The 14,227-nt window shown below is 52.9% G+C and carries 16 protein-coding genes; 10 read left to right on the forward strand and 6 right to left on the reverse strand.

Features of this window, described 5'->3' with window-relative positions; genetic code table 11:
- Positions 1 to 34 precede the first annotated feature (34 nt).
- From lptC to ptsN, 6 genes are all read left to right on the forward strand, one after another.
- Positions 35 to 742, forward strand: a complete 708-nt coding sequence (lptC, locus tag RAL91_RS04770; RefSeq protein WP_306260208.1) for an LPS export ABC transporter periplasmic protein LptC — start codon at positions 35 to 37, stop codon at positions 740 to 742.
- Positions 743 to 753: 11 nt separating this feature from the next.
- A complete protein-coding gene (gene lptA / locus RAL91_RS04775; RefSeq protein WP_306260210.1) occupies positions 754 to 1,320 on the forward strand; it encodes a lipopolysaccharide transport periplasmic protein LptA in 567 nt (188 codons plus the stop codon).
- A 601-nt stretch (positions 1,321 to 1,921) separates the two neighbouring features.
- Positions 1,922 to 2,689: an LPS export ABC transporter ATP-binding protein gene (lptB, locus tag RAL91_RS25010; protein WP_371932523.1), complete on the forward strand. Its 768-nt coding sequence runs from the start codon at positions 1,922 to 1,924 to the stop codon at positions 2,687 to 2,689.
- 217 nt (positions 2,690 to 2,906) lie between these two features.
- Positions 2,907 to 4,412: an RNA polymerase factor sigma-54 gene (gene rpoN / locus RAL91_RS04785; protein ID WP_306260214.1), complete on the forward strand. Its 1,506-nt coding sequence runs from the start codon at positions 2,907 to 2,909 to the stop codon at positions 4,410 to 4,412.
- 193 nt (positions 4,413 to 4,605) lie between these two features.
- Positions 4,606 to 5,175 carry a ribosome hibernation-promoting factor, HPF/YfiA family gene (gene hpf, locus RAL91_RS04790; RefSeq protein WP_306260215.1) on the forward strand — a complete coding sequence of 190 codons (570 nt, stop codon included), beginning with the start codon at positions 4,606 to 4,608 and terminating at the stop codon, positions 5,173 to 5,175.
- A 153-nt stretch (positions 5,176 to 5,328) separates the two neighbouring features.
- On the forward strand, positions 5,329 to 5,793 hold the full coding sequence (gene ptsN, locus RAL91_RS04795) for a PTS IIA-like nitrogen regulatory protein PtsN (protein WP_306260217.1): 465 nt from the start codon (positions 5,329 to 5,331) through the stop codon (positions 5,791 to 5,793).
- A gap of 121 nt (positions 5,794 to 5,914) precedes the next feature.
- Here ptsN and RAL91_RS04800 read toward each other — a convergent pair whose 3' ends face one another.
- On the reverse strand, positions 5,915 to 6,388 hold the full coding sequence (locus RAL91_RS04800) for a DUF302 domain-containing protein (protein WP_306260219.1): 474 nt from the start codon (positions 6,386 to 6,388) through the stop codon (positions 5,915 to 5,917).
- Positions 6,389 to 6,456: 68 nt separating this feature from the next.
- On the opposite strand from RAL91_RS04800, the gene RAL91_RS04805 reads away from it, so the two are divergent.
- Positions 6,457 to 8,034, forward strand: coding sequence for a winged helix-turn-helix domain-containing tetratricopeptide repeat protein (locus tag RAL91_RS04805; RefSeq protein ID WP_306260221.1), 1,578 nt, complete (start codon positions 6,457 to 6,459; stop codon positions 8,032 to 8,034).
- 203 nt (positions 8,035 to 8,237) lie between these two features.
- Positions 8,238 to 8,501 (forward strand): hypothetical protein, encoded by a 264-nt coding sequence (locus RAL91_RS04810; protein ID WP_306260222.1) that lies wholly within the window; start codon positions 8,238 to 8,240, stop codon positions 8,499 to 8,501.
- A gap of 67 nt (positions 8,502 to 8,568) precedes the next feature.
- Here the strand turns inward: RAL91_RS04810 and RAL91_RS04815 are convergent, their stop codons facing one another.
- Both RAL91_RS04815 and RAL91_RS04820 read right to left on the reverse strand, forming a co-directional pair.
- Positions 8,569 to 9,390 (reverse strand): SDR family oxidoreductase, encoded by an 822-nt coding sequence (locus RAL91_RS04815; RefSeq protein WP_306260224.1) that lies wholly within the window; start codon positions 9,388 to 9,390, stop codon positions 8,569 to 8,571.
- A 44-nt stretch (positions 9,391 to 9,434) separates the two neighbouring features.
- Positions 9,435 to 10,193 carry an SDR family NAD(P)-dependent oxidoreductase gene (locus tag RAL91_RS04820; protein WP_371932480.1) on the reverse strand — a complete coding sequence of 253 codons (759 nt, stop codon included), beginning with the start codon at positions 10,191 to 10,193 and terminating at the stop codon, positions 9,435 to 9,437.
- A gap of 160 nt (positions 10,194 to 10,353) precedes the next feature.
- Between RAL91_RS04820 and RAL91_RS04825 the strand changes: the two genes are divergently transcribed.
- Positions 10,354 to 11,250: an AraC family transcriptional regulator gene (locus RAL91_RS04825; protein WP_306260231.1), complete on the forward strand. Its 897-nt coding sequence runs from the start codon at positions 10,354 to 10,356 to the stop codon at positions 11,248 to 11,250.
- Positions 11,251 to 11,362: 112 nt separating this feature from the next.
- Here the strand turns inward: RAL91_RS04825 and RAL91_RS04830 are convergent, their stop codons facing one another.
- Both RAL91_RS04830 and RAL91_RS04835 read right to left on the reverse strand, forming a co-directional pair.
- A complete protein-coding gene (locus RAL91_RS04830) occupies positions 11,363 to 11,713 on the reverse strand; it encodes a DUF1428 domain-containing protein (RefSeq protein WP_306260233.1) in 351 nt (116 codons plus the stop codon).
- A 144-nt stretch (positions 11,714 to 11,857) separates the two neighbouring features.
- Positions 11,858 to 12,415, reverse strand: coding sequence for a fasciclin domain-containing protein (locus RAL91_RS04835; protein ID WP_306260235.1), 558 nt, complete (start codon positions 12,413 to 12,415; stop codon positions 11,858 to 11,860).
- Between the two features lie 228 nt (positions 12,416 to 12,643).
- On the opposite strand from RAL91_RS04835, the gene RAL91_RS04840 reads away from it, so the two are divergent.
- Positions 12,644 to 13,084 carry a GNAT family N-acetyltransferase gene (locus RAL91_RS04840; protein WP_306260237.1) on the forward strand — a complete coding sequence of 147 codons (441 nt, stop codon included), beginning with the start codon at positions 12,644 to 12,646 and terminating at the stop codon, positions 13,082 to 13,084.
- Between the two features lie 8 nt (positions 13,085 to 13,092).
- Here the strand turns inward: RAL91_RS04840 and RAL91_RS04845 are convergent, their stop codons facing one another.
- A complete protein-coding gene (locus tag RAL91_RS04845) occupies positions 13,093 to 13,995 on the reverse strand; it encodes a LysR substrate-binding domain-containing protein (protein WP_306260239.1) in 903 nt (300 codons plus the stop codon).
- Positions 13,996 to 14,227: the final 232 nt, after the last annotated feature.

Here is a 14,227-nt window from a genome sequence, read left to right on the forward strand (position 1 = left end):
GTTGAGTGAGATGGTTTCAAATGGATCGGGTGGAGTGACGGCAGGCGCAGTCGTGCCGGCTCGTGCTCACTTGCCCGCGTCCAATGATCTGATGTCCTTTGACAGGACAAAGCTTTTCAGAAAAGTACGCCGACATTCCATCCTGGTGCGCATATTGAGGCTGCTCCTGCCGGTGCTCGGTGTCGGAACGATCGGTGCCCTGATTTTCATAACCACCTTTGTGCCCAGAATTGGTATAGCCGGGCTTGAACTTGATCCGGGTATGACGCTCTCATTTAATGGCTCTTCCATCCTGATGAACAATCCCAAACTCAGTGGATTTGGCGATGATGGCCAATCCTATGAGGTGAAAGCGGACAGCGCCACCCAGTCAATTCTCAATCCCGGTCTTATCAATTTAAATGGCCTGTTTGCCAAGATCACTCTTGAGGATGGGACCTGGGCGGATGTGCGCTCGCGAGATGGTTTGTATAACAACAACTCGTCGGAGCTGACCATACAATCGCCGATCCAGGTGGACTCAAGTGAGGGCTACAAGGTGACGTTGCAAAATGCCGAGGTTGATCTGAAAAGCGGAAAGCTGACCAGTCAGTCACCTGTAGAAGTGCGCAGTGAGACCGGCTTCATGCAGGCAAATCAGCTGATCATTGACAATAATGGCAAACGCATCCGGTTCACAAATGGCATACGCGTCACAATCGTGCCGCCGGACTCTGATGGAAAGTTGATAGTACAAGAATGATGGTTTCTAACATGAGTATTGTTGCGCAACAGAGCAAAGCGCCGGGCAAGAACAGGCTTTTGCAGTGGGTAGGTGCCTTTGCAATGGCTTGCTTGCTTTTGACACCTGCCGTTCATGCACAGGATGTTTCAGATGCCTTTTCTGGCTTGTCTGCGTCATCAAGAGATCCAATTGAGATTGAAGCAGACGAGTTGGAAGTTCAGGACAGCCAAAAAACGGCGGTCTTCCGGGGCAATGTGCGCCTTGTGCAGGGACCGACAACCCTGCGGGCGAGCAGCATAACTGTGTATTATGATGGCCGTGCGACGGGAGCCAATCAGCAGATTTCAAAAGTTGAGGCACGGGGACCCATTCGCGTCACCAGTGAAGATCAGACGGCACGCGGGGATCGGGCGACGTTTCAGATGGCGTCCCAGATATTGACCCTCACCGGCAATGTCATTCTCACCAAAGGCGGCAATGAACTGCGAGGTCAGCGCCTGATCGTGAACCTGAAAACCGGCGAAAGCCGTGTTGAAGCGCCTAACAGCCAGTCCGGGGGCCGGGTGCGGGGCGTCTTCCTGCCAGGAAAACGGTAAGCTTAAAGGACCGTCGACCGGGAAACCATGCGGCAGGAAACTGCACGCTTGCACATCGACATGGCTTTTGAAGCAGGCTATTGAAAACAACACCTGTTAAAAGCAGGGCCGATCACGTTTCAGGGTGCCCGCATCAGTGAAAAAATTCAGACTATCCAGGAAGGAAAATCGTGCGCGCGATGCGGCACCTGATTCAAGGTCCGCTCCTGTTGAGCCTGAATTCTCCGAAACCGGGATTTCCGGATCAAAAAACTGGGATGATGCGCAGATAGAGAGCGAAGTTTCCCAGCGCCGCCAATTGCGTTCGATCTATGATGATGATCGCGACGATTTGGTGCCACGAAGTGGTCCCGCCAGCAGTGACCGCGGTACGTTCCGAATCCGGGAAATGGTGAGCGCTGCTGTGAGTCCTCTGAAGGCGCTGCGCTTCAGGCGGAAGCCAAAAACGGCACCGGAACCGCCCCGGACGGCACCTTTGAGAGCGCAAGGCGCACCGCGACCAGAGCCGGTTTCGGAGGCATTTGCCGAACCCACACCTGTCTCGACCCCGGCCTCAGCATCGGCATTGTCACCCGGCAAGCCTGCAATTCGAAAGCCTGCAATCCGAACGGCAGGCAAACAAAAAGGCCGTCAATTCAGTGATGAAGATGGCTGGCTGGTGGCCCAGAATCTGGCAAAGAGCTTTCGGCGGCGACCCGTAGTTCGTGATGTCACCTTGGCTGTGCGTCAGGGTGAGGCCGTTGGACTGTTGGGTCCAAATGGTGCCGGTAAGACCACAGTTTTCTATATGATTACCGGCCTGATCCGCCCGGATCGCGGTGCAATTCGCATTGACGGTCTGGATGTGACTTCGCTGCCCATGTACAGTCGGGCGCGGCTTGGCATCGGCTATCTGCCACAGGAAGCGTCCATTTTTCGGGGCCTCACGGTGGAAGATAACATCAAAGCGGTGTTGGAGATTGTCGAGCCGGACCGACGCCAGCGCAAGCAGGACCTTGAGCGCCTGTTAGCGGAATTTGGTATTGATCATTTGCGCAACTCACCCAGTATTGCGTTATCGGGCGGCGAACGCCGCCGCTGCGAGATTGCGCGTGCTTTGGCCAGTCGCCCGGCTTTCATGTTGCTGGATGAGCCATTTGCCGGCATTGATCCCATTGCGGTGGGGGATATTCAGAAACTCGTCCGGCAACTGACGGCGCGCGGGATTGGCGTCCTGATTACCGATCACAATGTACGCGAGACCCTGGGACTGATTGACCGGGCTTACATCATCCATTCCGGGGAAGTTCTGATGGAAGGTACGCCAGAAGATATCGTCCAGAGTGAAGATGTAAGGCGCGTTTACCTTGGTGATCAATTTACTCTTTGAATACAATGGCCTGCTCGGCTAAAGTCCAATCAGCCCGACATCTGGTAAAATACTGGATGGAAAACGGGTCCGGAAGAATGCTGGATCATACAAGACGATATTTCATACAAGACGATATATCATAGCAAGCGCTTCAGAATAACACGTCAAAAATTCTAGGATCGTAGGGATCAAACCACCTATGTCAGGGCCAAGTTCATTTTCTTTTGCAGCAGGGATGAGTCAAAAACTCGCCCCCGGATTGCGTCAGAACCTGACTCAGTCTCTGGTCATGACGCCCCAATTGGTCCAGGCGATCAAGCTGTTGCAGATGTCGCATCTGGAATTATCGGGACATGTTGAAGATGAATTGGAAAAAAATCCACTTCTGGAGCGCGAATCCGAAGGCGATTCTGACGATCCTGCACCCCAGGCCGAGACAGATGACTGGCACGCACGGGAACTGACAGAAACCAATACCGATCTCAGCGGCCCGCCGGATTCCGACTACAGCAATCTTTATCAGGATGATAATGAAAAGGCTCTGACACCTTCGCAGGAAACCCCTTACGATCAGGCCCTTGAAGGCCCTTCCATGCTTGGGGCCGCCGTCGGCGAGGATATGGCCTTCGATGCCACACTGGCTGGCACAACCAGCTTGCGCGCACGCCTGGAAGACCAACTGTTCCTGATGACGACCAACCAGGTGATGCGGGCATTGTGTCAGTATCTGCTCAGTCAATTGGATGGCGCAGGCTATCTGCAACTCGACAGTGCTGCCATTTGCGAGCAGTTTTCAATTGATGAGGCAACACTGGAAGCGGCGATTGCACTGATTCACGCGTGCGAGCCAGCCGGCATTGGCGCGCGCAATCTGCAGGAATGCCTTGAACTGCAGTTGAACGATCAGGGTGAGCTGGACGCTGCCATGCGCCTCATACTGGATAATCTGCCGTTGCTGGCACAGCAGGATGTTGATGGCCTGCAAAGCCTCACCGGCCTGTCCGATAGAGACATCAGCCGCAAGATTGCCTGCATCCGTTCCCTCAATCCCAAACCGGGCGAGATGTTTGAAGCATTGGAGCCTGAAAGTCTGGTGCCGGATGTTCTGGTCAGGCCAAGCAGCGCCGAGGGAAGTGACAGCGCCTGGCATATTGAGCTCAACAGCGATGTCCTGCCGCGCCTTCTGGTGAATGAGATCTACTACCAGACCGTCTCAAAACACGCCAAAGAGGACGAAAAGATATTCCTGAACACCAGTCTGCAATCGGCAAGCGGCCTGATCAAGGCGCTGGATCAAAGGGCCAGAAGTATTTTGAAAGTGGCAACGGAAATTGTCCGGATGCAAGACGCTTTTTTCCTCTATGGAATTGAATATCTCAAACCCATGACCTTGAAACAGGTGGCAGACGCCATCGAAATGCATGAATCGACGGTCAGCCGCGTGACATCAAACAAATACATTTCAACGCCGCGCGGCATTTTCGAACTGAAGTTTTTCTTCTCCTCCTCCATTGCCGGCGTGAACGGTGAAGTCCATTCCGGAGAGGCTGTCAGGCACAGAATCAGGCAGTTGATTGATCAGGAAGTGGCCGGTTCCATTCTCAGTGATGACGCCCTTGTGGAAAAATTGAAGGCCTCCGGCATCGACATTGCGCGCAGAACCGTGGCAAAATACCGCGAAGCACTTGGCATACCCTCCAGCGTGGCACGTCGGCGCCAGAAGCGGACGGTTGGCGGGTAAGCCAGATAGGCCGTATGAGCTGCCTCGGCGGCAGTGAAAACGGCTACAATGCTGAATGTGGCATTGAGTGCAGCACTGACATTGGGTCGGGTAACCGGCCCATAATCAGTGGCTAGGCGTCCCAAACCGGCTTCTGAACCGGTGGATGAGTTGAAAAACGGCCCCATGCCGGGGCTCAAGCAAGAGGTAGATTATGGAACTTCGCATATCCGGAAAAAACATGGATGTGGGGGAAACCCTGCGTGGCGAAATAGAAAACAGGATTGGCGAGGCTTTAAACAAATACTTTTCAGGAACCTATTCCGGACAGGTCACCATGACCAAGGAGCCGAACGGGTTTTCCTCAGAATGTTCGATTCATCTGAGCACTGGTGCGAATTTGGCCGCATCCGGTAAGGCAGCAGAACCACGCGCAAGCTTTGAGAAATCCGCCGAGCGGGTGGAAAAGCAGCTGCGTCGCTACAAGCGTAAACTGAAAGACCATCATCAGCGCGCGAACCGTGAAAACGCAATGATCTCAGCAAATTACATTCTGGCTGCGCCCGCAGAAGACGAAGAAGTTCCGGAGGATTTCAATCCCGTCATTATTGCTGAAACGGCTTCCAGTTTGCCAACCTTTACGGTAGGAAATGCAGTCATGGAGATGGACATGACGGATGTGCCGCTACTGGTGTTTCGAAACGCTGGACATGGCGGTGTAAACGTGGTCTACCGTCGCGCCGACGGCAATATTGGCTGGGTTGATCCATCATTGCAGACTTGAAGGACTGCCGGGAACGGTTAGGTCCTGAGGTAGATGTGACAGCATTTTGAACCTGTAAGCCAAGCTGTTAGCCACCAGTCACCGGTTACCAGCTTGTATGTGAAACAGAGATATGTGCCGCGACAAAGACAAATTCAATAATGGATGTTTGCGATGGATCTGAGTGATCTGGTTTCGCCTGATGCTGTAATACCCACCCTGAAGGTGCAATCCAAAAAACAGGCCATACAGGCACTGGCTGAAAAGGCTGCGTCTTTAACCGGTGTTCCGGAGCGCGAGATTTTTGACACGCTTCTGCAACGTGAACGGCTTGGGTCCACTGGTGTGGGGCATGGCATTGCCATTCCTCATGGAAAATTGGTGACCTTTGACGCAATTATTGGCGTGTTTGCCCGTCTGGAAACACCAATCGAGTTCGAATCGCTTGATGGTGAGCCCGTTGACCTGATTTTCCTCCTGCTGGCCTCCGAAGGGGCAGGGGCAGATCATCTGAAGGCTCTGGCGCGCATTGCCAGAGTGTTCCGCAACAACCAAATCACATCGAAATTGCGTGAAACACGCGATGCAGACGCCATCTATTCCGTTCTGACGCAGGATATGGCGTCCAACGCGGCTTAGAGTATTTTCGCATTCATAGCTTCGTCTGCTGCACCAAACGATTGCCAAAACCAGAGCGGACAGACGGCCTGTTGGACCTGCGCCCAATTGACCGCCTGTGTGTCATTTGCAGGTTCGAACCCTAATTTCCGGAAGAATTGCCGCTGGCCGCCATTGTGAGCTTTTTCAAAGCTCCTTGCATGGCCTGGATGGCGGGATGATCCACTGGAATGCCATGTTCCACCGCAGCATCCGCTGGATCGGGATAGCTCAACCAGACCTGTCCTGATGCATCTTCATAGGCCAGAACACGCAGTGGCAAATAGAGCCCGATAGTCTGACCGATGGCGAAGGCGTCTGCGCCAATTTTCGGACTGCCAAAGATCAGGACGGTGGTGGGGCGAATATCTTTTCCAACACTTTTGACGCCTTGCTGAAAATCGACCTTTGTGAAGAGGCGTGCCCCCGCCTTTTCTATAGCGGCCTCCAGCCTGGCGGTGACGTCGCTGACGGGTAATTCGCTTTTTACGTTGATCGTTGCGGCCTGCGCTGACGAAAATGTCAGGAGCGCAAACAGGGCTGACAGACCTATGTTTCGGATGTGTGTGAGGTTCATTGGATTTCCTTTCCCGGATGTTCCAACAAAGGGCTACCAACGATTGGAAATTGGTGCTTGAGTCCGGCTTGAGTATTTTTGGAGGAATTTTGGAGGTTCCACAAACGGTCCGGGTTGGTGTTGTGATCTATCAGTTTGATAAATTTGAATTGGACTACACAAAATTCGAGTTGAATCATGCGGGCCAGCAGATTCATGTCGAGCCGCAAACGCTGACCCTGTTGCATTTTCTCATCCAGAACCGGGACCAACTGATTTCCAGAGCAGACATGATCGAGACCATCTGGTCTGGCCGCGCGGTTTCTGATTGGGCGGTATCTGCGGCGATCAAAGCCGCGCGAATTGCCCTTGGCGACGTCGACACGCCCCGGCGCTATATTCGGACCATTCACGGCAAGGGGGTTCGGTTTGTCGCCCACGTCAATGAAGTGGCGAGCGGTGCTGCCCCGCCCAAAACAAAGCTGGTGTCAGATAATGGTCTGCATCTGATCATCCTGCCGCTCGCCGATTTTAGCGAGCGCAAACAGAACCAGTATCTGGCAGACGGAATCACAGAAGATCTGATCAATGATCTGGGAACGGCCAAAAATCTGCGTGTTGCGCCGCGCAGTGCGTCTTTCCGGCTGCAAAACGAAGAGACTGCTCCCGGGTTTCTGCGGGACAGCATGGGCATCAGCCATATTTTGGAAGGCTCGATCCGCAGAAGTGACAGCCGGGTTCGGATTAATCTGCAATTGCTGGAAACCGAAACTGAAACCCAGGTTTGGTCTGACAGATATGATGGCACAATGGGGGACATATTCGATTTTCAGGACACGATTTGTGCAAAAATCGCGCGCAATCTGAAGGTCCAGTTTTCAGCGCTGTCAGGCCGCAGCGGCACGCGCAACAAAGATGCCTATGAGCACTGTCTGAAAGGTCGGGCCGAATACTACCAGTATAAGCCGGCAAGCCTTGCCAAGGCGCTCACGCATTTTGAAGCCGCAACGGCAGCAGATCGCTCGTATGCGGAAGCCTTCGCCTATCAGGCCTATTGCCGAACATCGAACTATGTCTTCACATGGCCAGGAGCCGATGATGATCTGAGCGGTGCAGAGGAATTGGCACGAAAGGCCATCGAACTGGATGAAAGCTCCGCCATTGCCTTTGCCCGTCTGGGCTGGACGCTTGGCTTTCTGGCAGATCGTGATCGAACCATTGAAGCCTTTGAAAAGGCTCTGGATCTGGACCCGTCCAATGCTGAGGTCTGGCATTCCTATGGTGAAACCCTCAACCGGCTGGCGCTCCCGGTAGATGCTTTGCGTCGTCTGGAAACAGCCTTTGCCATAGATAGTTACGCACCACCAAGTTGGGAATTCGCGCGCGGCCATTCCAGAATCCTGCTTCAGGATTACGATCAGGCGTTGGAGTATTTGTTGCCTGTACTGGATCGCGTTCCCGGCTTCATTCCCGCCCGCGTTCAACTGACGCGGCTTTATGCAGAAACAGACAGGTTGGGTGAGGCCGCTGACATGGTGGCATCCATTCGCAAACTGGCACCACGCTATCGAATGGAAAACGCGCTTAGAATGTTTCCGTATCCAGATGCCGCGCATAGCAAACGTTTTAAGGAGGCGCTGGAAATCGCTAATTTTCCAGAAGTTTAGTGTTTTCCAGAGGTCATTCTTTCAGCCAGGAAGCGCACAAACAGAAGTGTCAGGCCTTCTTCAGCAACATTGTTCGGCCCAGTCGAATTAAGAAACTCAATAATCCCATATTATCAATGTTTTTGAAATGCTGCATTCTATTTCAACGAAAGGCGAACACGCGTGTTTCAGCGGAATGCCATACAGATCAAAAGGAGTAAAACATGTCGGAAATCGTATTGACGCACAGAGTTGAAGACGTCGCCAAGTGGAAAAGTTTTGACGATGAGCGGAGCGCAAATCTCGGGGCCTTTGCCAAGAATATCAAAAGCCATGTTGATGTGGACGGCGGTGATCTGGTGGCCCTGACAATGACCATTACTGACCGCGATGGCATGTCTGCCTATATGAAGTCAGACGCCTGTGGTGCCATTATGAAGCAACACGGTGTCATCCAACCGGTCAACATGATGAAGCATGGCAGCTAGGTCTGAAACAAAGATCTGGTCGGGCAATCTGGCCGGGATGAGTTCCCGACCAGTTGTATTTGAATCATCAGAGCCCGATCATGGCCTTCATATTACCAATGAAGGTCGCATCATCCTGCTGCTTGCGCGCATCCAGCAGAGCGTCCGCATCAGGGCCAGCGCGATATCGCAGGATGCCCGTTCCATCAATTGCCGCTGACCAGATGATTTCGGCAACCACGGATGGTTCGGACGCTTCGGCATTGCTGCCCCAACTTTCAAACAGCTTTTGGACGGTTGGCTGATATTCAGCCATGGTTTCGTCATTGACGAAGTCGAACGACCGGCCGCCAAAATCAGTTTTGATGAGACCCGGTTCAACAAGTTTTACCCTCACGCCAAATGGGGCCAATTCGTAATGCAGGGATTCTGACATGCCTTCGACCGCGAATTTGGTGCCGTGATAAAGCGTTCCTAGCGGGAAGGTCATCTGCCCGCCAATGGACGAGATATTGATGATGGTGCCGGATGCATTGGCGCGAAAATGCGGCAGCAGCGCTTTGGTGGTTGCCAACAGACCGATGACATTGGTTTCGAACTGACGCCGGATGCGGTCCATCGGAAAGGCTTCCAGAGGTCCGTAAGCGCCATAACCTGCATTGTTGAGCAGAACGTCAATTTTACCAAACCGCGCCAAGCCCTGTTCGACAGCTTGCGCAATAGACGCTTCATCCGTCACATCCAGTCGCGTTACCAGAACATTGTCGAGTTGCGTGAGTTCCTCCTCTTTATCAGGGGCGCGCATGGTTGCGATGACATTCCAGCCATTGGCCTGAAACAGTTTGGCAGTTGTCTTTCCAATTCCCGAAGACGCGCCGGTGATGAGTATAGTCTGTGTCTTGGTCGGCATAATGGAGTGTTCCTTCAAAAGATTTTGCTATCTGATTTGTGCTCTCAGAGGTTCTGGCCGCCAGAAATCTCTATGCGTTGCCCGGTCATCCATTGATTGTCACCCACCAGAAGACTGGTAATGGCTCCGCCAACATCATCTGGAAGGCCAACGCGGCCCATGGCTGTTGTGGACGCGACAAATTGATTGATTTCAGGATTATCCCGCACCATACCGCCGCCAAAATCTGTCTCAATGGCTCCAGGCGCAATGGTATTGACGGTGATACGGCGTACGCCAAGTTCGCTTGCCATGTAGCGGGTCAGCACTTCCACCGCGCCCTTCATGGCGCCATAGGCCGAGAAACCAGGCATGGTGAATCGGGCAAGGCCCGTGGATAGGTTCACAATGCGCCCGCCATCATTAATCAGGGAAAGCAGCCGCTGGGTGAGGAAGTAGACCCCTTTGAAATGCATGTTCATCAAAGTGTCGAAGTCGTCTTCACTGGTGTCTGCAAAGGGCTTGTTGATGCCGATACCGGCATTGTTGACCAGAAAGTCAATTGTTTCGCGTTGCCAGGTCTGTGCCAATGCAGCCGTCAGGCTTTTGGTGAAATCGGCAAATTGACTGGTGTTTCCAGTATCCAGTTGCAAGGCAACAGCCTTGCCGCCTTGGGCCTGAATCTCGGAGACAACCGCCTCTGCCGCTTCGCTGTTGGAAAGATAGGTCAGAACTATGTCGACATTCCTGTCGGCGAGACGAAGAGCTGCGCTGCGCCCAAGACCGCGACTGCCGCCTGTAATCAATGCAATTTTGCGTGTCATCATATGCTCCAGCTTTGTGATGAAGCAGATTTAAGCCATGCAGATCTTCAATGCCTGCCCTTTTCTCCACATTATGTGCCTATTTCTCCAAAGAGCAGGATTTTATAAGTAATTCTGGAGTGAGCGCTCTATAAAAGACACTGAATTGGAGAGACGTATCATGCTGGATCACTTTGCCCAGACCGTTTTGACATACTTTGATAAAAACGGCTCAGAAGCTGAGCCTTGCCTGACCGATGTGCCGGGTTTGGTCGCTTTGTCCAATCGGAAACCAACCAGATTGGAAGGCATGCTGTACAATCCGGTTATTTGCCTGATTCTACAGGGTCGCAAGGAAACTTACATTGGTGACCGCAAGCTGAGTTTTGGCCAGGGAGAGTCGTTGATTGTCTCCCATGATCTTCCGGTTATGGCGCAGATCACTGAAGCCAGCCTGACAGCGCCCTACATTGCCGTTGCCCTGTCCATCGATCTGCAGATTATTCGCAGCCTTTATGATCAGATCGATGATCTGGACGATTTGCAAAGCCAATTCTGCGCCATGGATGCTGCGAAGGCCGACAATGAGTTAGTGAGCGCATTTGGCAGGCTTTTCGAGTTGGTGGACAATCCGCTAGAGGCAAAAGTCATGGTGCCGCTGGTTCTGCGGGAAATCCATTTTCGCATTCTTCTGGCCAAAAATGGCGGCATGCTGCGGCAATTACTGATGCGCGACAGCCATGCCAGCCGCATCGGCAAGGCCATTGACCGCATCAGACAGGATTTCGCCGCGCCGCTTTCTGTATCAGAGCTGGCACATATTGCGGGTATGAGCACGTCCTCGTTTCATGAGCATTTCAAGGCCATCACATCCTCCACCCCCTTGCAGTATCAGAAGGATTTGAGACTGCTGCAGGCACGGCGGTTGATACTGGAGGGGGATTGCACGGTCTCATCAACTGCTTTTGCTGTGGGCTATGAAAGCCCAACCCAGTTCAGCCGCGAATATTCCAGAAAGTTCGGGATTGCACCACGCAGCGACCGAACCAACCAGCAGATCGCAGCTCAGACGGCCTGAACTTTTTCTGCGACGCGCCGCTTTACCTGTTCCTCAAGCGCTTTCCCACAAAAAGCGTCGCTGTGCAGCGCCCGGCGTGATGCGGCATCGCAGAAGCAAAACCGCTTTGGGATCAGCTTTCAAAAATCGGTTCAAATCCGGCCCACATCATACGCATGCCATCGAATGGCATTTCGGGCATTTCTTTCCAGCGCGGATCGCTTTCCATCTTTTGTGCGGCAGCGTCGCAGGTTGCTTTGTCAGGCCACTCGATCCAGGAAAAGACAACAGCTTCATCCTTTTGCGCTTTGACCGCACGATTGAAGTCGGTCACCTTTCCATCCGGCACGCTGTCACCCCAGCATTCCACGGTACGCAGTGCGCCATAATCCTTGAAAACCGTTGCCGAGAGTTCAGCCATCTCGCGATAGGCATCCTTGTTATTCCGGGGAACTGGAATCAGGAATCCCTGAACATAGCTCATAACATTTTCCTTCCAAAACGAGACTACAACTCTAGGGCAGAAGAATAGCACACCAGATTGTGGTAAGACAAAAGGCCCTCAACCAGATGGCTGAAGGCCTTTCGGTCCTACCCGTTTTTTCGGGCTTGCCGCCAGCGCCCCGCCTTAGCTGGCAGGCAGCAGGACTTTGTCGATCACATGAATCACGCCATTGGACTGGTTGACATCGGCAATTGTCACGTTGGCAATGTTGCCCTGACCGTCTTTGATCATGATCTTGTCGCTTTCATACATGGCAGTGAACTCACAGCCACCGACGGTGCCGACAGAGTGCATTCCGCCATCATCATCAACCATTTTGGTGATGTCTTTGGACATGGCATCAGCCGCAACCACATGACATGTCAGAATCTTTGTCAGTTGGTCCTTGTTTTCAGGTTTCAGCAGCGTCTCAACGGTACCCGCTGGCAGTGCTTCAAAAGCCGCATCTGTTGGAGCAAACACTGTGAAGGGGCCGTCGCCAGACAGAGTTTCGACCAGACCAGCCGCTTTGACGGCTGCAACCAGCGTCTCATGGTCTTTTGAGTTAACTGCATTCTCGATGATATTCTTGTCTTCATACATCGCTGCGCCGCCGACCATCGGGTTTTCGGCAAAGGCCGTTCCGGCTGCAATCGTGATGGAAAGGGCTGTGGCTGCTGCGAGTGCTGTCTTTGAAATCATGAATGGTCTCCTTGTTGGCGCCCAATTCAGTTGAACTTCGATGTCCATTTTTTTTGAGCGGGTACCAACAGCCACGGTCAGCGTTGGGAAAAGTTTCAGATTCTTTTGATTTTCCAAGCCGACAGAAATTTGGTGTGGTCGAATGCGAAGGTTAGAAATTCGGCAACCAGCCATAGGCTCAATCCCGATGTGGAGCTGCAAACGGATCTATGCTGACAGGATATGGAAGTGGCAAGTTTTCTAGCGGCCAAGCCCGCTGACGCAGAAGCGCTTGCAGATATCCGCACCGAAGCCATGCAGCCCAGCCTTGAAGCCATCGGTCGCTTCCACCCGGTTCGCGTGCGGGAACGGTTTCTTTCGTCGTTTATCCTCGAGGATACACAACTGATCCTGCATGATTCAGAGATGGTTGGTTTTTTTGTTGTTCGAACAAGGAAGGACCATCTTTTGTTGGATCATCTCTATCTGAAGGCATCAGCGCTACGCTTGGGGCTGGGGCAGCGGGTTGTCAGACATGTTCAGAACATTGCAGGAAAGGCCAACATACCAATCAAGCTGATGGCATTGAAAAACAGTGCCGCGAATGAGTTTTACAAATCGCTTGGTTTTACCCGCGTCGCTGAAGAAGGTTTTGACAATTGCTACGAATGGCACCCTTCAGAATCCTGATCTTTGTGTCAGCCGCTGGTCCAATCGCGGATTGAGTCAGACAGCTCACTTTTCAGCCAGGACCGAAACAGGCTGACGATCTTTTTCCGGGATCGTTCTCTGCCTGTTACAAACCAGTATTTTGCTCCCGTTTCCATGCGCTGAGGAAATGGTGCGGTAATGCGCTCTGCATGAACGGCGTCGCAGGCAAGCGTTTCCCAGGCCATGAACACACCTTGCCCGGTCATCGCTGCATCAAGGCACAGCGACCCGTCGGCATAGGTTGGACCGTCATTCAGCAGCTCCGGCGTCAGATCAAAGGCGGCCAGCCATTCAGACCAGCCATGCAGGCATTCGTTTTCTCGAATGATCGGAACGCTGGCAAGGTCCTGCGGGCTTGAGAGACGAGCCGCCATTTCACTTGTGCAAACTGGAAACACGCGCTGTTCCAGCAACAGCTCACTTGTGACATTCGACCATCCGCCGCAGCCCACACGCACACAGGCATCCACATCATCATGATCCGGGTTCAGCAGGTTTACGTTTGGATCAATTCGAATGCGAATATGCGGATAAAGATCATTGAATTTACGCAGCCGCCAGACCAGCCATCTGCTGGCAAAGATGGGCGCAACCGAGATGGTCAGACAATTATCCCGCGAAGGATCGAGCAGCGATACAGCCGATGCAAGGTCGGACATGCCACGTGTCAGCAACGGCATGATGTCCGCACCCGATGGTGTGAGCAGCAGGCCTTTGGACGTGCGCTTGAAGAGCGGCAGGCCCAACGCCTCTTCCGCCTTGTGGATGCGTTGGCTGACCGCGCCCGATGTCACGCCCAATTCTTCTGCCGCCTTGACAACAGTGCCAAGACGCCCCGCAGCTTCCACGGCGCGCAGACTGGTAAGTGGGACCTTGTTCAAATCTCGCATTTAGAAAATCTAAATCCGAAGGCTTGAAGTTTCAATACCCAATTCTCCACAAACCACTATCTCTTTTGCATGACCTATTTTGCAAAAATCAAGATGTTGATAACCCGGATAATGCCAGGCAAAGCTTTGAAAAATATGGGCTGTTCAAAAGGTGATTGGGGACGGGACCCTTTGTCTCATCCGGATCTGCAAGCCATGTCAGAACGTGAGCTTGCCGATCTCCCCTTTGACC

It is taken from the genome of Pararhizobium sp. IMCC21322, from assembly GCF_030758295.1.
GTDB lineage: Bacteria > Pseudomonadota > Alphaproteobacteria > Rhizobiales.

Coding starts and splice junctions, on each gene's coding strand:
- ptsN (WP_306260217.1), top strand. CDS start 5,329: ATGGATCTGAGTGATCTGGTTTCGCCTGATGCTGTAATACCCACCCTG.
- RAL91_RS04820 (WP_371932480.1), bottom strand. CDS start 10,193: ATGACACGCAAAATTGCATTGATTACAGGCGGCAGTCGCGGTCTTGGG.
- lptA (WP_306260210.1), top strand. CDS start 754: ATGAGTATTGTTGCGCAACAGAGCAAAGCGCCGGGCAAGAACAGGCTT.
- RAL91_RS04845 (WP_306260239.1), bottom strand. CDS start 13,995: ATGCGAGATTTGAACAAGGTCCCACTTACCAGTCTGCGCGCCGTGGAA.
- RAL91_RS04810 (WP_306260222.1), top strand. CDS start 8,238: ATGTCGGAAATCGTATTGACGCACAGAGTTGAAGACGTCGCCAAGTGG.
- RAL91_RS04825 (WP_306260231.1), top strand. CDS start 10,354: ATGCTGGATCACTTTGCCCAGACCGTTTTGACATACTTTGATAAAAAC.
- hpf (WP_306260215.1), top strand. CDS start 4,606: ATGGAACTTCGCATATCCGGAAAAAACATGGATGTGGGGGAAACCCTG.
- RAL91_RS04835 (WP_306260235.1), bottom strand. CDS start 12,415: ATGATTTCAAAGACAGCACTCGCAGCAGCCACAGCCCTTTCCATCACG.
- RAL91_RS04830 (WP_306260233.1), bottom strand. CDS start 11,713: ATGAGCTATGTTCAGGGATTCCTGATTCCAGTTCCCCGGAATAACAAG.
- RAL91_RS04815 (WP_306260224.1), bottom strand. CDS start 9,390: ATGCCGACCAAGACACAGACTATACTCATCACCGGCGCGTCTTCGGGA.
- RAL91_RS04800 (WP_306260219.1), bottom strand. CDS start 6,388: ATGAACCTCACACACATCCGAAACATAGGTCTGTCAGCCCTGTTTGCG.
- rpoN (WP_306260214.1), top strand. CDS start 2,907: ATGAGTCAAAAACTCGCCCCCGGATTGCGTCAGAACCTGACTCAGTCT.